Source organism: Mesorhizobium metallidurans STM 2683, assembly GCF_000350085.1.
Classification (GTDB): Bacteria; Pseudomonadota; Alphaproteobacteria; order Rhizobiales; family Rhizobiaceae; genus Mesorhizobium; species Mesorhizobium metallidurans.
In genome coordinates this window covers 38,401-54,474 of record NZ_CAUM01000067.1, presented here as the reverse complement: position 1 = coordinate 54,474, position 16,074 = coordinate 38,401, and the positions used below count along the sequence as shown (strand labels likewise).

Below are 16,074 nucleotides of genomic sequence, written 5' to 3'. Positions count from 1 at the left end.
GCCGTAACGGCACGGTTGTAACGGGTTCGAGCTTTTCGTGACTGCAAGGCACGCGGCGCGTCTAACGAAGTCCCGGCGCCCTATAAGATTCCACAGTATTAAATCGCGTTTGAAGTCGGATTCGTCTGCGGTTAGATTGTACCCGAATCAGCCGTTCCTCGGGGGGCGCGGCGATCACCCAAAGTCTCATGCTCCGGAGCCGTTCCGGGGCCGGATGCGGATAGCTTCGCGTTCCCTGGAAGGGTCCGATTGGACGCGGTCCCCCGTGTCTGGTGTGTGCCTTCGTGAAAGTGATGCGTATTCGGGTCCGGCCGCTGGCGATGTCAGCAGCCGGGCATCAGGAATTGCGGCAACTCAGCCTGACGCGATAACTCTCAACGGAACGATAGAGCGCCAACGATGTATCAATTCTCCCACGCCGACATCCCGATCGGCTCCGTGGCCGATGCAAGAAACCGAGAGAGGCAGCTTCTCACCCGCTCGATCGACATGTTGTCGGCGGCCGCACTCGCCGGTCACGGCTCGACGGAAGCGATCGAGGCGCTGCATTTCACCAACAGCGTCTGGACAACCTTCGTCGAGGATCTCGGCTCCAGTGACAATGCCTTGCCCAGGGAGCTGCGCGCCAACCTCATCTCCATTGGCCTCTGGCTGCTGCGCGAGGCCGAGGACATCCGCCAGGGCCGCACGGACAATTTCGAAGGGCTGATCGAAGTGTCGGCGATTATCAGGGACGGCATTCAATGACCGGCTGAGGCTGCCCGGCAAACGTCGAGGTTGCTGCTGGGCGAGTTCCAGCCAGACCGGTTCCGCTCTCTCTATCTCGTTGTTGGACCATGATCTTTTTCGAGAATGCGTTCGCCCTTTGCGATGTGATGTTCTACTTTGAAGGAGCGGTGTGAGAGGACCGATTCACCGGAAGACAAAGAGCATTTGAAGTCGGGAAAGCATTTATGATCGACGACGAGCCGGACAGCGAACGCGTCTCGGCGCTGGCGCCGTTCCGGCACGGGATTTTCCGCGCCGTCTGGTCCGCCAGCCTGGTCTCGAATTTCGGCGGCCTGATCCAGGGCGTCGGCGCCGCCTGGATGATGACCACCATCGCTACCTCGTCCTACCAGGTCGCGCTCGTCCAGGCCTCGACCACTTTGCCGATCATGCTGTTTGCGCTCGTCGCCGGCGCCATCGCCGACAGCTTCAACCGGCGCAAGGTCATGCTTGTCGCCCAGACCTTCATGCTGGTTGTCTCGGTGCTGCTGACGGCCTTCACCTATCTTGGCCTGATAACGCCGTGGACGCTGCTTGCCTTCACCTTCCTGATCGACAGCGGCACAGCGCTCAACAACCCGTCCTGGCAGGCTGCCGTCGGCGACATGGTGCCGCGCAACAAGCTGCCGGCGGCGGTGGCGCTTAATTCGCTCGGCTTCAACCTGACGCGCAGCGTCGGCCCGGCAATCGGCGGCATCATCGTCGCCGCTGCCGGTGCTGCCGCGGCCTTTGCCGCAAACGCATTGAGCTATGTCGGCCTCATCATCGTGCTTGCCCGCTGGAAACCGGAGCTGCCGGCATCGACGCTGCCGCGCGAGACGCTGGGAGCGGCAATGGGCGCCGGCCTGCGCTATGTCGCCATGTCGCCCAATATCGGCAAGGTTCTGGTCAGGGGTTCGGCCTTCGGCTTCAGCGCCGGCGCGGTGCTCGCCCTGCTGCCGCTGGTGGCGCGCGACGTCGTCAAGGGCGATGCCTTGACCTACGGCATCATGCTCGGCGCTTTCGGCATCGGCGCGGTCGGCGGCGCGCTGATCAGCGTCCGGTTGCGCCAGCTCCTGACCAGCGAGACGATGGTGCGCATGGCATTCGCCGGTTTCGCGCTCTGCGCCTTCAATGCCGCCGTCAGCCACAACGCCTGGCAGACCTCGCTCGGGCTGCTCGTCGGCGGCGCCTGCTGGGTGCTCGCGCTGTCGCATTTCAACGTAACGGTGCAGATGTCGACGCCGCGCTGGGTGGTCGGCCGGGTGCTCTCGGTCTATCAGACGGCGACCTTCGGCGGCATCGCGCTCGGCAGCTGGATCTGGGGCGTCGTTGCCGACGCCCATGGCGCCGAAACCGCGCTGATCGCGGCAAGCGTGGCGATGCTTGCGGGCGGCGCCATCGGCCTGCTTTTGCCGTTGCCGCAGCATGCGGTGCTCAACCTCGATCCGCTGAACCGCTTCAAGGAGCCGCATCTTGGGCTCGACCTCAAGCCGCGCAGCGGCCCCATCGCCATCATGATCGAGTACATCATCCGCGAGGAGGATGTTACGGAATTCCTCGCCACCATGGCCGAACGCGGCCGTATCCGCCGCAGGGATGGCGCCCGCAACTGGACGCTCGCGCGGGACTTGGAAAACCCATCCGTGTGGATCGAGCACTACCACACGCCGACATGGCTCGAATATATCCGCCACAACAAGCGGGCGACCCATGCCGACGCCGTGGTCGGCGAGCGCATAAGGGCGCTGCACAGCGGCGCCGAGCCGCCCCGCGTCCGCCGCATGATCGAGCGCCCGACCACCGCCGGCACCGCGCTGGTCATGCCGAAAGGCCCGATCGAGCATTGAGACTAGACAGCCTCGACAACGATTGATCCGGAGGACTGGCGGAGTGCGTCCGCAGCGACGCCCGTCAGTCCTGGTTCATTGGGGACTGAAATTGCGGCGCCTGGCCTAATCCGCGAATGCACGAACAGGATGGCCATTATGAAGAGACGCTCTATAACGGTTGACGTGATTATGACCACCAAGGGGAGACGATGCGTTACATACGTCCGCTTTCAATTGAAGATGCCGCCGGCCTGCTGGCCGGGTCGACCGGTACGGCCGCCATACTTGCCGGAGGCAGCGACCTCTTGGTGAGGATGAAAGGCGGCTTTATCGAACCCGACCTGATCGTCGACATCAAGGCGATCGAGGGCTTGAACGAGATCCGGGAAACGTCGGAAGGTTTTGGCATAGGTGCTGCGGTCCCCTGCGCCGTGCTGGGCGAGAGCAAGGCCCTGAAGAAGGCGTGGCCCGGCGTCGTCGAAGCCGCGAACCTGATCGGCTCGAAGCAGGTGCAGGGACGCTGCACCATCGTTGGGAATCTGTGCAACGCCTCGCCGGCCGCCGACAGCGTGCCGGCCCTGGTGGCCGCCGGCGCCAAGGCGGTGGTCGTTGGGCCGGGAGGCCGGCGCACGATTGCCGTGGAAGCGGTGCCGACCGGGCCGGGCAAGACGTCGCTCGCCAAGGGCGAGATCATCGAGGCGATCCTGCTCGACCGTCGCCCGCCGCGTGCGGGCGATGCCTATCTGCGTTTCATTCCACGTACGGAGATGGATATCGCGGTGGTGAGCGCCGGCGTGAACCTGACGCTCGATGAGCAAGGTCGTGTCAAATCGGCGCGACTGGCGCTGGGCGCCGTGGCAGCGACGGTGATTCTGGTCGAGGAGGCTGCGGAGGTTCTCGTTGGTTCCAAGCTTGACGAAGCCACGCTGGAGCGGCTCGCCAAGGTCTGCTCGGGGGCCTGCCGCCCCATCGACGACAAGCGGGGCACCATCGAATTCAGAAGGAAAGTTGCGGGGGTGCTGGCCAAGCGGGCCGCTATCGCCGCCTATAAGCGTGCAGGAGGCAAATGATGGCTGGTGTAGCAGTTTCAACGACAATCAACGGCGACGACGTCGAGTACCTTTGCCAGCCCGATGAGACGCTGCTCGACGTCCTGCGCGACCGCCTCGGGCTGACGGGCGCCAAGGAAGGCTGCGGCACCGGCGACTGCGGCGCCTGCAGCATCATCCTCGACGACCGGCTGGTGTGCTCGTGCCTGGTGCTCGGCGCCGAGGCCGAGGGCCGGCGCGTCGAGACCATCGAGGGCATGGCGCATGGCGACAGTCTGCATCCGCTGCAGCAGAAATTCCTCGAACACGCCGCCCTTCAATGCGGCATCTGCACGCCTGGTTTCCTGATCGCGGCCAAGGACCTTTTGGCCAAGAACCCCGATCCGACCGAAGAGGAAATCCGCTTCGGCCTTGCCGGGAACCTTTGCCGTTGCACCGGCTATGACAAGATCGTGCGCGCCGTCCAGGACGCGGCAAGCGTGATGAAGGGAGCATGACGATGAATTTCGATCCGCGCTACTCCGGACGCAGTTTCACATCCGTCGGCACGCGTCCAATCCGTCCCGACGGCGTCGACAAGGTGACGGGCCGCGCACGCTATGGCGCCGACTTCAACATGGCCGGGCAACTGGTCGGGCGCGTGCTCCGAAGCCCGCACGCCCACGCCAAAATCAGGAAGATCGACACGTCGAAGGCGGAGAAGCTCGCCGGCGTCAAGGCGGTGATCACCGCGGCCGACCTGCCCGACCTCACCGATGGCGATGCCGCCATGTACGACATCCTCGACAATTGCATGGCGCGCGAGAAGGCGTTCTATGACGGCCATGCCGTGGCCGCGGTCGCCGCGGTCGATGCCCGCACGGCGAGGCAGGCGCTGAAGCTGATCGAGGTCGACTATGAGGTGCTGCCGCATGTGGTCGATGTCGACGAGGCGATGAAGCACACGGCACCCCTGCTCAACGACGCCATCTTCACCGAGGGCCTTGACGAAAAGCCCGTCAAGCCTTCCAACGTCACCAAGCGCACCCAGTTTGGCCATGGCGACATCCAAGAAGGTTTCGGCCAGGCCGACTTCGTCGTCGAACGTTCCTTCAAGACCGAGCAGACGCATCAGGGTTATATCGAGCCGCATGCCTGCGTGGCCAATGTCAGCTCCGACGGCACCGCCGACCTCTGGGTCTGCACGCAAGGCCATTTCGTCTATCGCCAGCATTGCGCCCAACTGCTTGGCATGGAGGCCTCGAAGCTGCGCGTCACCTCCTCGGAGATCGGCGGCGGTTTTGGCGGCAAGACCCATGTCTGGGCCGAGCCGGTGGCGCTGGCGCTGTCGCGCAAGGCGGGCCGCCCGGTCAAGCTGGTCATGACGCGAGACGAGGTGTTCCGCGCCTCCGGCCCGACCAGCGCCACCTCGATCGACGTCAGGATCGGCGCCCGCAAGGACGGCACGATCACCGCGGCCGAAGCGACGCTGCGCTATAGCTGCGGCCCCTATGCCGGGATGTGGGCCGAGATCGGCGCCATGACCGCCTTTGCCTGCTACAAGCTCGATAACGTCAAGACGGTCGGCTACGAAGTGCTGGTCAACCGGCCCAAGACCGCGGCCTATCGCGCGCCGTCGGCGCCGATGGCGGCGTTCGCGGTGGAAAGCGCCGTCGACGAGCTGGCCAAGGAGATCGGCATGGATCCGGTCGATTTCCGGATCAGGAATGCCGCCCAGGAAGGCACCAGATCGTCCTACGGTCCGGTCTACGGCCCGATCGGCATCGGCCCGACGCTGGAAGCGGCGAAGAACCATCCGCACATGAAGGCGCCGCTCGGCAAGAACCAGGGCCGCGGCATGGCTTGCGGCTTCTGGTTCAACTTCGGCGGCCAGACCTGCACCGACCTCAACATCGGCATGGACGGTTCGGTCTCGCTTGCCGTCGGCACGGTCGATGTGGGTGGTTCCCGCGCGTCGCTGTCGCTGGTGGCGGCGGAGGAGCTCGGCATCGACTACGGGCAGGTCAAGGCGGTGGTCGCCGATACGTCGAGCCTGGGTTACAACGACATGACGGACGGCAGCCGCGGCACCTTCTCCTCCTCGATGGCGACGATCTCGGCCGCCCGCAACGCGATCAAGGTCCTGCGCGAGCGCGCCGCGCAGACGTGGGACATCCCGGTGGACGACGTGATCTGGGAAAAGGGCCACGCCATTGCCAAGGGCGAGAAGTACGGCAACCTAGCCGCGCTGTCGCTGAAGGAGATCGCGGCCGCGTCGGGCAAGACGGGCGGACCCATCGCCGGCCACAGCGAACTCGTCGCCGACGGCGCCGGCGTCTCCTTCGCCACCCATATCTGCGATATCGAGGTGGATCCCGAGACCGGCTCCACCAGGGTGCTGCGCTACACCGTCGTGCAGGACGCCGGCAAGGCGGTGCACCCGACCTATGTCGAGGGGCAGTACCAGGGCGGTGCCGCGCAAGGCATCGGCTGGGCGCTCAACGAGGAGTATATCTACGGCAAGGACGGGCGGCTGCAGAACCCCGGCTTCCTCGACTACCGCATCCCGGTCTGCTCGGACCTGCCGATGATCGACACGCAGATCCTCGAGATCCCCAATCCCAACCACCCCTACGGGGTGCGCGGCGTCGGCGAGACCTCGATCGTGCCGCCGCTGGCGGCGATCGCCAATGCGGTGTCGAACGCGGTCGGCGTGCGCATGACGCACATCCCGATGTCGCCGCCGCGCATCCTGGCGGCGATCGAGGCGGAACGGGAAGGCTGATGGTCGAAGTAACGCTCTGGGGATCGCTCGCCGCGCTCGCCGGAGGCAAGAGCAAGGTCGAGATCGAGGCGAAGGATATTCGGGAGCTGTTCAGGAAGCTGGCTGAGCAGTATCCCGGCCTCGAGCCCTTGATCGAGAAGGGCATTGCGGTGGCGATCGACGGGACGATTTATCGCGATACCTGGTCGAAGGAATTGCCGCAGGGGGCGGAGATTTTTCTGCTGCCGCGTCTTGCCGGAGGCTAGCAACCTCCCCGGCCGCCCCTACCCCTCACCAGACAAATCCCGCCGTGCCTTGTCGAGTTCCTCGGCGTAGCGCCGCATCAGATGGCCTTCGGTCAGGAGCCCGACGACGACGCGGTCGGTGAAATCCTCGACCACGGCCAATTCCTCGGCGCCGGCGCGCTGGAAAGTCTCGGCCGCCGATTGCACATTCATGGTCGGCACCAGGACGGCATCCCTGTACTTGGCGAGCGACAGCACCGGCGTCTCGCCGTCGGACAGGTCGCTGTGCAGTTCGGCGACGATCAGCACACCGACATAATGCTGCCCGGCGTCGACCGCGATAACGCGCTGGGCCGAACCAAGCGGCACTTCCTTGCGAAAGGTGGAAAGCGTTTTCGAGGCATCGATGGTGCGGACATCCTTGCGCATCATCGAGCCGACCGTCAGGCTGCGCATCCAGCCGACATCATGCGCGCTGCGGATCGTCTCGCCGCGCAGATGGAAACGCCATGTCGAGAAGGAATAGCCGAAGGTTTCGCGCACCAGGATCGCCGCCATGATCGAGGCCGCCAGCACCACGCCGGTGAGCGTCAGGTCGCGGGTCGATTCCAGAGCCAGGAACGTCATCGTCAGCGGGCCGCCGACGACGCCGACGGCGAGCGACGTCATGCCGACCACGGCGGCGACGGCGGGATCGATGCCGGTTGCCGGCGAAACGACGGCCATGATTTCGGCGAACATCTTGCCGAGCAGGGTGCCGAGGAACAGCGAGGCGAAGAACAGTCCGCCGCGAAAGCCCGAGCCCAGCGAGACCGCCGATGCCGCCAGTTTCAGCAAGAAGACGCTGGTCACCACGGCAAGCCCGTAATTCATCGCGAATTCACGATGCAGCGCGCCGTGGCCGCTGGATAGGACCTGCGGCGTGATCAGCCCAAGCAGCCCGACGATGCAGCCGCCGATGAAGGGGCGCAGCGCGGCATCGATCGACAGCCGCACGAAACCACGCTCGATCAGGGTCACCAGTTGCATGATGGCGATCGAGGCGGCACCGCCCAGCAATCCCAGCAGCAGGAACGGCAGATACTGGCTGGCGGTGAGCGCCGGCAGGCCGGAGAGTTCCAGCGGAAACGGAACGCCGCCGAAGACCTCGGCGGTCAGCGAGGCCGCGATCGCCGCCGTCATCACCGGCGCGACATTGGCGACCGAGTAGATGCCGATGACCAGCTCGAAACCATAGAAGGCGCCGGTCAGCGGCGCATCGAAGGCGGCCGCGATCGCGCCGGCAGCACCACAGCCGACCAGGATGCGGACATCGTTGCGGCGCAGCCTGAAGACGCGCGCCAGCCGCGACGCCAGGCCGGAACCGACTTGCGTATAGCCGGCCTCCAGCCCGACCGAGGCGCCGAAGCCGCTCGAGATCATCGTCTGGCCGGCGATGATGAACGTGTCGGTCAGGGACATGCGCCCGCCGTAAAGCGCATTGGCTTCGATCGGATCGACGGGCGTGCGGAATTTTCGAATCCTCAACCAGATCACGGTCAATCCGAGCAGGATGCCGCCGATCGCCGGGATCAGCGCCTGCACCGGGCTCTTCAGCGAAAACATCGCCGAAAGCCGCCCGCCCGGCTGAACGCCGAACAGCAGCCCGTGCAGGTCCAGCACCATCTGGCTCATCGCGGTGACGAATATGCCCGCAATCACACCGACTACGCCGGCGAGGATGACGACTGCGATGCCGCGCGCCTCGAGCAGCGGCAGCGACCTGATCAGCACCGCGCGCATCCGGCGGGCATAGACTTGCGGGTGGTTTCTGGAAAGCACCGGAGCGGCTCGCCGATATCTAGGGAAAGTGAAAGCCTGATACGCCCGGCGACATCGCATGGCAACCGCCATGCCGGCCGCCGGAAGGCGGCGCGGACAGCGCGGCTCACTGCGTCGATAAGACCACCGCGTCATGGGAAACTGCGTTGACGTAAACGTCAACCCGAAGCTATATGCGCCAGCGCCAATGCGCGACAAACGCAACGAGACGAGGAGAACGGCATGAGCGTTCAGGAAATTGCCGACAAGATCAGATCGCGCGTGGCGAGTGCCGGGTTCGATCGTTCCGTGAAATTCGATACCGGCGCTGACGGCGTCATCGTCATCGACGGCGCCGATGTCTCGACCGCCGACGCACCGGCCGACTGCACCATAAAGCTTTCGCTCGACGATCTGGATTCCCTGATCGCTGGTGATCTCAACCCGACCATGGCGTTCATGAGCGGCAAGATAAAGGTCGAGGGCGACATGAGCGTCGCCATGGCGCTGAGCCAGCTGATCGGCTGATCTAGTCACGGATGAAAGCAGAACGCCGCCCGATGGGCGGCGTTTTTGCATCTACATTCTTCAGGCGGCGACGGTCAGCGCCACAGGCGCCTTCAGCTTCCGTCCCGCCGCCTTCAGCGTGCCCTGAACATCGTTGAGCGCGCCGTCCGCCAGCTCCAGCGCCAGCAGGCGATGCCGCTCATAGGGCCCCGGCATGGCAAGCGCGCCGGTCTCTGCGGCCGAGAACCCGAAACGCCCGTAGTAAGGAGCGTCGCCGACGAGCAGGATCGCGGTGTGGCCAAGCCGCGCGGCCTCCGCCACGGCATGGCGCATCAGCGCCGAGCCGATGCCGGCATTCTTGAGCGCCGGATCGACAGCGAGCGGACCGAGCAGAAGCGCCGCCTGACCGCCCTCGCCCAGCACCACGTCCCACATCCGAACGGTGCCGGTGACCGCACCCGACGCATCGCGCGCGACAAAGGCCAGGCCTTCCGAAGGCCGGCGGCCGCGCCGCAGCTTTTCGGAGGATTTCTTCCTGCGTTTCGGTCCCATCGCGCGGTCGAGCAAAGCCTCGCGCGCCGCGATATCGGCAGCGGTTTCGGCGACGATCAAAAAAGCCGGCGAGCGGCCTACAATTTCAACTGGCATTTCCATTTCCGCGATCCTTCACGAGCGGAGATCTGTTCCACAGGCGAGCCCGGGCGGGCGATAGCGCCCGCCTGGGATGATCTGATCGGTTCTTTCGAACCGTCAGATCACGTAGGATCGGAGAGGCTCGAAGCCGTTGAACGCGACCGCCGAATAGGTGGTGGTGTAGGCGCCGGTGCCCTCGATCAGCACGTCGTCGCCGATGGTCAGCGACAAGGGCAGCGGATACGGCGTCTTCTCGTACATCACGTCGGCCGAATCGCAGGTCGGGCCGGCGAGCACGCAAGGCGCGGTCTCGGTGCCGTCATAGGCAGTCGTGATCGCGTAGCGGATCGCCTCGTCCATCGTCTCGGCGAGACCGCCGAACTTGCCGATGTCGAGGAACACCCAGCGCACATTGTCGTTGTCGGCCTTCTTCGAGATCAGCACGACTTCCGACTTGATGACGCCGGCATTGCCGACCATGCCGCGGCCCGGTTCGATGATCGTTTCCGGGATCGCGTTGCCGAAATGCCTGCGCAGCGCCGAAAAGATCGCCTGGCCATAGTCCTGCGCCACCGGCACGTCCCTGAGGTAACGGGTCGGGAAGCCGCCGCCCATATTGACCATCTTCAGGACGATGCCTTCCTCGGCGAGCGTCGAAAACACCTTCTTGGCGTCGCCGAGCGCGCGGTCCCAGGCGTTCAAATCGGTCTGCTGCGAGCCGACATGGAACGACACGCCATAGGCGTCGAGGCCGAGCGACTTGGCATGGCGCAGCACGTCGACCGCCATCGCCGGCACGCAGCCGAACTTGCGCGACAGCGGCCACTCGGCGCCCGCGCCGTCGGTGAGCACGCGGCAGAACACGCGGGCGGCTGGCGCGACACGGGCGATCTTCTCGACCTCCTCGACGCAGTCGACCGCGAACAGCCGGATGCCGAGCTGGTAGGCGCGTGCGATGTCACGCTCCTTCTTGATGGTGTTGCCGAAGGAGATGCGATGCGCCGGCGCACCGGCGTCCATCGCCATCTCGACTTCGGCAACGGAGGCGGTGTCGAAGGACGAGCCCATCGTAGCAAGGAGGCGCAGGATTTCCGGCGCCGGGTTTGCTTTCACCGCATAGTAGATCTTGGAATCGGGAAGCGCCTTCTGAAAGGCGCGGAAATTGTCGCGCACGACATCGAGGTCGACGACGAGGCAGGGGCCGCTCGGACGTCGGGTGGCGAGGAAGTCAAGGATGCGCTGGGTAGCCATCGGGGTCTCTCCAATCACGCCTTGCGGCGTGCACAAAGGCTGCGGGACACGGGCTCTCGGCCTCGCGAACACGCGGTCAAACAAAGGCGGGGCGAAAATCCATGGAACCAGCCGGTGGAGACCCCGGAACCACGAATCGCCGTCTCGCGGCGGTGAACCTTGGCCTTGCCCGGCCTCGGTTCGCTTTGTCTGCCTTGGCTTGGATGGGAGACCCGTCCGCACTGCCGGCAATGAAGGTGTGCCTCTTCAGTAACCCCGGTCTTTGGACGACCGGCAGAACACCAGAAAGGCCCGCACCGTCGTTGCTTCAAGGTGTCCTCGGTTTGGTGGTTGGCCACTAAACCGACTGGAGGGGTTGGCTCCAGTTACCTTACCGATTGCCCTCACCATTCGAGGATCGGCGGACACCCACAGGCACGTGCGACTTTGGGCAAGCGCGATATAAGAGCGAAGGGTTTCACAATCAATAAAAATCGTAGGGCAAGGTTGTAAAATTTCCAGCAGCGCACAATGTTGGACAGACTGTATCCGGATATTGAACGCATGACAGGCACTCGCGGCCCTTTGAACGCTTTTCTCGACCTCGACCAGATCCCAGTTGCGAATGGGCAATCAGGCCCGCTTGCCGGCCTGCGGCTGGCCGTCAAGGACATTTTCGACGTCGCCGGCTACCGCACCGGCTGCGGCAATCCGCAAAAATATGAGGAAGCCTCGCCCGCCGCGGCAACCGCGCCCGCAGTCCAGGCGCTGCTTGATTCGGGCGCGCGCTTCGTCGGCAAGACGCAGACCGACGAGCTCGCCTTTTCCCTGATGGGGCTGAACGCGCATTTCCCCTCGCCGATCAATCCGGCCGCACCCGACCGTATCACCGGCGGCTCGTCGTCCGGATCCGCCTCGGCGGTCGCCGGCGGTCTTGCCGACATCGCCACCGGGTCCGACACCGGCGGCTCGATCCGCGCGCCGGCAGGTTTCTGCGGCCTGATCGGCCTCAGGACGACGCATGGCCGCATCTCGCTCGCCGGCACCATGCCGCTCGCCCCTTCCTTCGATACGTTTGGATGGTTCGCCAGGGACATGGCCACCTATGACAAGGTCGGCGCGGTGCTGCTCGGCGACGATCCGCAGCCTCGCGACTTGCAGCGCCCCTTTGCGCTCGATGCGCTGGACGGGCTCGTGCTCGGCCAGCAAGAGACCGATGAATATGCCGGCATGGTCCAGCGCATCTCTTCGGTGACGGGCGCACCGCGCACGATCACGCCGCTGTCGCATTCCACCGACGATCTCTATTGGTGCTTCCGCAAGCTGCAGGGATACGAGGCCTGGCAAAGCCACGGTGCCTGGATTTCGCGGAGCGGCCGCATGCTTGGCCCCTTCGTCAAGGAACGCTTCGAGCACGGCGCGACCATCGACGCCGCGACGGCGCGACATGAAACGGAGCGGCGCGATGCCTTCCGCCGCGAACTTGCCGAGCGCCTTGGCGAGGACGGCGTGCTCGTGCTGCCGACCGTCCCCAGTGCCGCTCCGCTCAAGGCCGCTGCCTTCGACGATTTGCAGACCTATCGCGAGCGCGCGCTGAGGTTGCTGTGCCTTTCCGGCCTGTCGGGCTTTCCGCAGATCACGTTGCCGCTGGGCAAGGTCGACGGCGCGCCCTTCGGCCTCTCATTGCTCGGGCCGAAGAACAGCGACCGGCAATTGCTGGCGCTCGCCGCGCGCATCCTTGCCACCTCCGGGAGCGAACAATATGGGGAGCCCATGACATGGACACGCTGACCCGCATGCGCGCCTTCATCGACGTGGTCGAGGCCGAAGGCTTTTCGGCGGCCGCGCGCAAAATCGGCCGCTCCAAGGCGCTGCTGTCGAAATATGTGCGCGAGTTGGAGGACGAACTCGGCGCGCTGCTGTTGAACCGCACCACGCGGCAATTCTCGATGACGGAGGCCGGCCACACCTATTACCGGCGCGCCTCCGAAATCGTGCGCGAGGTCGACAGCCTGGCCGATGCGGTACGCGAATCCTCCGGCGACGTGCGCGGCAGGATCAAGCTTTCGGCGCCGCGCACCTTTGCCGACGCACCGATCGGCCAGTCGCTGATCGACTTCGCCAAGCAGTATCCCGACATCGTGCTCGATATTGATCTCGACGACCGCTTCGTCGATCTGGTCGAGGAAGGTTTCGATCTCGCCGTACGCATTTCGCGGCTGGAAAACTCCTCGCTGATCGCAAGGCGGCTGGCGCCGTTTTCGGTGCGGCTGTGCGCATCTCCTGAGCTGATCGCCAAGCATGGCATGCCGGCGCGGGCCCAGGACCTTGCTCGCATCCCCTGTATCGTCGACACCAACGGTCGCGGGCTGAACAATTGGCAATTCAAGGGCGACGGCAGCGACACTGTGAGCGTTTCGGTCTCCGGTCCGATTGAGGTCAACAGCCCGATGGCGGCAAGAGCTGCCGCCGTGTCGGGGCTGGGATTCACCATACTGCCGGATTTCATCGCTGCGCCCGACCTCGATAGTGGTCGGCTGGTGACCGCGCTGGACGACCGCATCCTGTCGGGCGCTGGCATTTTCGCCGTCTATCCACACCGCCGCTATCTGCCGGCAAAGGTCCGTGTCTTCGTCGACTTCCTGGTGCAGTGGTTCAAGACGCGTGAAAGCGCTTGATGCGTTCCAGCCGCGTCGTGGTCCGAATTTCGCCCCCTTTCTGGTAACTCTCGACAGTTACCGAAGCCGATGGAATGGCGCGACCGATAATGCACCTGAAACGGCAAGCAATCATGCTGGCTTCGGCCTTGGCGGCGATGTTTGCCGTGGCCGGGCCAGCCGGAGCGCACCCCCACGTCTTCGCGGAGGCCCGCCTCGAAGTGGTGCTGAGCAACCGCATCCACTCGATCGTCGAGATTGGCGGCGCCGCCTTCGTCTTCCTGTTCGGACTGCTGCTTTTGTCGGCAAGCCTGACGGGCAGCGCGTGACGCCCTTTCGCGTCAACGACTGGACGCATAGTGGTCCGCCTTAAGCGCAAATCTTGCCGTCCAGCTCATCCTCGATATGGGCGCGGATGATGTCGTCGAAGCTTTCTTCTGCGGCGAAGCCAAGCTCCCGCGAGCGCCGGGCCTCGAACCGCGTCGGCCAGCCCTGTACGATCGCCCAGATCGTCTCGTCCGGTTCCTCGCGGATCAGTTTCACCGCCTCGACGCCGGCAATGCGTTCCAGGGCCTCGATCTGTTCGCCGACGGTGACGGCGACACCGGGCATCGTCAGGTTGCGCCGCGGCCCCACAGTGCCGCCGTCGATCCCTGCCGCGTGGATCAGGAAATTCACCGCCGAGCGCGGGCTGGCATGGGTATGCACCACCGAGCGCGGCACAGGCAGTGTCGCCTCCTTGCCATTCAGCGGCTCGCGGATGATGCCCGAGAAAAAGCCCGAAGCCGCCTTGTTCGGCTTGCCGGGCCGCACGCAGATGGTCGGCAGCCGGATGCCGATGCCGTCGAGGAAGCCGCGCCTGGAATAGTCGGCAAGCAGCGCCTCGCCCATCAGTTTCTGCGTGCCGTATGAGGTCAGCGGCGTCGGGTGGAATTCGTCGGGGATGACATCCGGGAACGGTGCGCCGAACACCGCGATCGACGAGGTGAAAACGACCCGCGGTGCAAAACCCGCCAACCTTACCGCATCGAACAGCGCCCTCGTGCCGTCGAGATTGACGCGGTAGCCGAGGTCGAAATTGGCTTCAGCCTCGCCCGACACGACGCCGGCAAGATGGAAGATTACATCGGGGCGTGACGCGACCAGCCTTTGCGTCGCGCCAGGCGCGGCAAGATCGCCGGTATGGATGGCGACGTCGACGCCTTCCAGGACCGGCACCCGCGGCGGCACGATATCGTGGAGGTCGAGCGCGGCGATCTTGCGGCCGTTGAGCGTTCCATCCTTCGCCAGCCGGGCGACGAGCTTGCGGCCGACCATGCCAGCGGCACCGGTAATCAGAATGCGCATGTCAAAGACCCTTTTTGCGCTGGCTGCGGCCGCGCAGCCAGAACACGACAAAAATCGCCACCATGAAGACGGCGGCGACGACACCGGCAAGCACGGTCGAGACGCTGCCGACCGCCAGCATCACTGTTGGCAGATAGTAGGCGGCAATGCCGAACAAGAGCAGGACCCAGGCGGCGCCGATCGCCGCATTGCGCGTATCGCGATCCATCACGCAAACCCGGAGCGCAAGGGGTTCATCAAGCTCATTGCCAATGCCATGGGGTTCCCTGGATTAGTGATAGTGGCCACCATGCGGTGCCGACCCGGTGAGGATGCCGCCAAGCGCTTCCACGGCCATGAAGCCTGCGGTCAGGCAAGCCGCGATCAGCACGCGTTTCTTGTCGGTCGAGCCATGCACATGGCCGGCGTGGCTGTGGTCGTGCCCTTGCGAGCCGTGGTCGTGGCTATGCGCCATCCGCCTGCTCCTGCTAGAATTTCCATCCCGATGGAATCGGGACGAACTTCTATCTTCTTGTTTGACCATGATCTTGTCCGAAAACCGGTTTCCCTTTTCGGGATCATGGTTCTACGCCCCGAACTCCGCGCGGAAATCCTCGAGCCGTCGCTTCTGTCGGCCATCGCCGTCGAAATTGGCCGGATCGAGCCATGCCTCATAGGCTCTGCGCAACGCCGGCCACTCCTTGTCGATGATCGAATACCACGCGGTATCGCGGTTTTCACCCTTGACCACAAGATGCTGACGGAAAATGCCTTCGAACTTGAAACCAAAACGCTCCGCCGCGCGCTTCGAAGGCTCGTTGCGGTTGTTGCATTTCCATTCGTAGCGGCGATAGCCGAGTTCGTCGAAGATGTATTTCATGAACAGGAACTGCGCTTCCGTCGCCGCCGGCTTGCGCGAGATCAGCGGCCCCCAATAGATGTTGCCGATCTCGATCACGCCATGGGCCGGATCGATGCGCATCAGCGTCTGGCGCCCGGCGACCTTGCCGCTGGCCTTGTCGATGACGGTGAAGAACAGCGGATCCTCGCTGGCCTCGACCTTGTCAAGCCAGGGCTGGAAGGCGGCGCGGGTCTCCGGCGGATAATCGGGCAGCCAGGCAAAGCGGCCGTCGACGTCAGGCACCGACGACGCCTCGTAGAGGCCGTCGCCATGCTTTGCCGCGCTCAGCGGTTCGAGCCTGACATGGCGGCCTTCAATGATCCTGCGTACCGGCCGCGGTCGCGGCTGCCAATTCTCGAGATTTTCCGACACTCCAATATTTTCTGACACCCCAATTTTTTCCG

General features: G+C 64.6%; 17 protein-coding genes. 10 read left to right on the top strand and 7 right to left on the bottom strand.

All coding sequences use genetic code 11. The annotated features are described in order from the left end of the window. Positions 1–399: 399 nt before the first annotated feature. The 6 genes from flaF (at position 400) to MESS2_RS11935 (ending at position 6,637) form a co-directional block, all read left to right on the top strand. Positions 400–747 (top strand): flagellar biosynthesis regulator FlaF, encoded by a 348-nt coding sequence (flaF, locus tag MESS2_RS11960; protein ID WP_008874491.1) that lies wholly within the window; start codon positions 400–402, stop codon positions 745–747. 206 nt (positions 748–953) lie between these two features. Further along, positions 954–2,597, top strand: coding sequence for an MFS transporter (locus MESS2_RS11955; RefSeq protein ID WP_008874490.1), 1,644 nt, complete (start codon positions 954–956; stop codon positions 2,595–2,597). 191 nt (positions 2,598–2,788) lie between these two features. After that, a complete protein-coding gene (locus MESS2_RS11950) occupies positions 2,789–3,649 on the top strand; it encodes an FAD binding domain-containing protein (RefSeq protein ID WP_008874488.1) in 861 nt (286 codons plus the stop codon). Next, positions 3,649–4,125, top strand: a complete 477-nt coding sequence (locus MESS2_RS11945; RefSeq protein ID WP_040592750.1) for a (2Fe-2S)-binding protein — start codon at positions 3,649–3,651, stop codon at positions 4,123–4,125. Before MESS2_RS11950 ends, MESS2_RS11945 begins: the two co-directional genes overlap by 1 nt. A gap of 2 nt (positions 4,126–4,127) precedes the next feature. Further along, positions 4,128–6,392: a xanthine dehydrogenase family protein molybdopterin-binding subunit gene (locus tag MESS2_RS11940; protein WP_040592748.1), complete on the top strand. Its 2,265-nt coding sequence runs from the start codon at positions 4,128–4,130 to the stop codon at positions 6,390–6,392. After that, the gene (locus MESS2_RS11935) at positions 6,392–6,637 is read left to right on the top strand and encodes a MoaD/ThiS family protein (protein ID WP_008874485.1); all 246 of its coding nucleotides are present in this window, start codon (positions 6,392–6,394) and stop codon (positions 6,635–6,637) included. Before MESS2_RS11940 ends, MESS2_RS11935 begins: the two co-directional genes overlap by 1 nt. A gap of 18 nt (positions 6,638–6,655) precedes the next feature. Here the strand turns inward: MESS2_RS11935 and MESS2_RS11930 are convergent, their stop codons facing one another. Further along, the gene (locus MESS2_RS11930; RefSeq protein ID WP_040592736.1) at positions 6,656–8,437 is read right to left on the bottom strand and encodes a chloride channel protein; all 1,782 of its coding nucleotides are present in this window, start codon (positions 8,435–8,437) and stop codon (positions 6,656–6,658) included. A gap of 171 nt (positions 8,438–8,608) precedes the next feature. Here MESS2_RS11930 and MESS2_RS11925 point away from each other — a divergent pair, with 171 nt between their 5' ends. Beyond that, positions 8,609–8,944, top strand: a complete 336-nt coding sequence (locus MESS2_RS11925; RefSeq protein WP_341872355.1) for an SCP2 sterol-binding domain-containing protein — start codon at positions 8,609–8,611, stop codon at positions 8,942–8,944. Positions 8,945–9,004: 60 nt separating this feature from the next. Here MESS2_RS11925 and MESS2_RS11920 read toward each other — a convergent pair whose 3' ends face one another. Further along, on the bottom strand, positions 9,005–9,577 hold the full coding sequence (locus MESS2_RS11920) for a GNAT family N-acetyltransferase (RefSeq protein WP_008874482.1): 573 nt from the start codon (positions 9,575–9,577) through the stop codon (positions 9,005–9,007). Between the two features lie 96 nt (positions 9,578–9,673). After that, positions 9,674–10,807: an ornithine/lysine decarboxylase gene (odc2, locus tag MESS2_RS11915; protein WP_008874481.1), complete on the bottom strand. Its 1,134-nt coding sequence runs from the start codon at positions 10,805–10,807 to the stop codon at positions 9,674–9,676. A 543-nt stretch (positions 10,808–11,350) separates the two neighbouring features. On the opposite strand from odc2, the gene MESS2_RS11910 reads away from it, so the two are divergent. The 3 genes from MESS2_RS11910 (at position 11,351) to MESS2_RS33265 (ending at position 13,772) form a co-directional block, all read left to right on the top strand. Next, positions 11,351–12,577, top strand: coding sequence for an amidase (locus tag MESS2_RS11910; protein WP_051069076.1), 1,227 nt, complete (start codon positions 11,351–11,353; stop codon positions 12,575–12,577). Beyond that, positions 12,565–13,464, top strand: a complete 900-nt coding sequence (locus MESS2_RS11905; RefSeq protein WP_008874479.1) for a LysR family transcriptional regulator — start codon at positions 12,565–12,567, stop codon at positions 13,462–13,464. Before MESS2_RS11910 ends, MESS2_RS11905 begins: the two co-directional genes overlap by 13 nt. A gap of 113 nt (positions 13,465–13,577) precedes the next feature. Next, complete coding sequence (locus tag MESS2_RS33265; protein WP_008874478.1) at positions 13,578–13,772, top strand: DUF1007 family protein; 195 nt, start codon at positions 13,578–13,580, stop codon at positions 13,770–13,772. 40 nt (positions 13,773–13,812) lie between these two features. On the opposite strand, the gene denD is transcribed toward MESS2_RS33265, so the two are convergent. The 4 genes from denD to MESS2_RS11880 all read right to left on the bottom strand — a co-directional run bounded on the left by denD (position 13,813) and on the right by MESS2_RS11880 (position 16,042). Continuing rightward, the gene (gene denD, locus MESS2_RS11895; RefSeq protein ID WP_008874477.1) at positions 13,813–14,790 is read right to left on the bottom strand and encodes a D-erythronate dehydrogenase; all 978 of its coding nucleotides are present in this window, start codon (positions 14,788–14,790) and stop codon (positions 13,813–13,815) included. A 1-nt stretch (position 14,791) separates the two neighbouring features. Next, on the bottom strand, positions 14,792–14,998 hold the full coding sequence (locus tag MESS2_RS11890) for a hypothetical protein (RefSeq protein WP_008874476.1): 207 nt from the start codon (positions 14,996–14,998) through the stop codon (positions 14,792–14,794). A gap of 63 nt (positions 14,999–15,061) precedes the next feature. Next, positions 15,062–15,244, bottom strand: a complete 183-nt coding sequence (locus MESS2_RS11885; RefSeq protein WP_008874475.1) for a hypothetical protein — start codon at positions 15,242–15,244, stop codon at positions 15,062–15,064. A 111-nt stretch (positions 15,245–15,355) separates the two neighbouring features. Continuing rightward, positions 15,356–16,042, bottom strand: a complete 687-nt coding sequence (locus MESS2_RS11880) for a GNAT family N-acetyltransferase (protein WP_008874474.1) — start codon at positions 16,040–16,042, stop codon at positions 15,356–15,358. Between the last annotated feature and the right edge of the window lie 32 nt (positions 16,043–16,074).

Excerpts from the sequence above, each read along its gene's own strand:
- MESS2_RS11905 (WP_008874479.1), top strand. The coding sequence starts at position 12,565 with ATGGACACGCTGACCCGCATGCGCGCCTTCATCGACGTGGTCGAGGCC.
- MESS2_RS33265 (WP_008874478.1), top strand. The coding sequence starts at position 13,578 with ATGCTGGCTTCGGCCTTGGCGGCGATGTTTGCCGTGGCCGGGCCAGCC.
- MESS2_RS11935 (WP_008874485.1), top strand. The coding sequence starts at position 6,392 with ATGGTCGAAGTAACGCTCTGGGGATCGCTCGCCGCGCTCGCCGGAGGC.
- MESS2_RS11950 (WP_008874488.1), top strand. The coding sequence starts at position 2,789 with ATGCGTTACATACGTCCGCTTTCAATTGAAGATGCCGCCGGCCTGCTG.
- MESS2_RS11945 (WP_040592750.1), top strand. The coding sequence starts at position 3,649 with ATGGCTGGTGTAGCAGTTTCAACGACAATCAACGGCGACGACGTCGAG.
- MESS2_RS11885 (WP_008874475.1), bottom strand. The coding sequence starts at position 15,244 with ATGGCGCATAGCCACGACCACGGCTCGCAAGGGCACGACCACAGCCAC.
- MESS2_RS11910 (WP_051069076.1), top strand. The coding sequence starts at position 11,351 with ATGACAGGCACTCGCGGCCCTTTGAACGCTTTTCTCGACCTCGACCAG.
- MESS2_RS11890 (WP_008874476.1), bottom strand. The coding sequence starts at position 14,998 with ATGGATCGCGATACGCGCAATGCGGCGATCGGCGCCGCCTGGGTCCTG.
- odc2 (WP_008874481.1), bottom strand. The coding sequence starts at position 10,807 with ATGGCTACCCAGCGCATCCTTGACTTCCTCGCCACCCGACGTCCGAGC.
- flaF (WP_008874491.1), top strand. The coding sequence starts at position 400 with ATGTATCAATTCTCCCACGCCGACATCCCGATCGGCTCCGTGGCCGAT.
- MESS2_RS11940 (WP_040592748.1), top strand. The coding sequence starts at position 4,128 with ATGAATTTCGATCCGCGCTACTCCGGACGCAGTTTCACATCCGTCGGC.
- MESS2_RS11920 (WP_008874482.1), bottom strand. The coding sequence starts at position 9,577 with ATGGAAATGCCAGTTGAAATTGTAGGCCGCTCGCCGGCTTTTTTGATC.
- denD (WP_008874477.1), bottom strand. The coding sequence starts at position 14,790 with ATGCGCATTCTGATTACCGGTGCCGCTGGCATGGTCGGCCGCAAGCTC.
- MESS2_RS11955 (WP_008874490.1), top strand. The coding sequence starts at position 954 with ATGATCGACGACGAGCCGGACAGCGAACGCGTCTCGGCGCTGGCGCCG.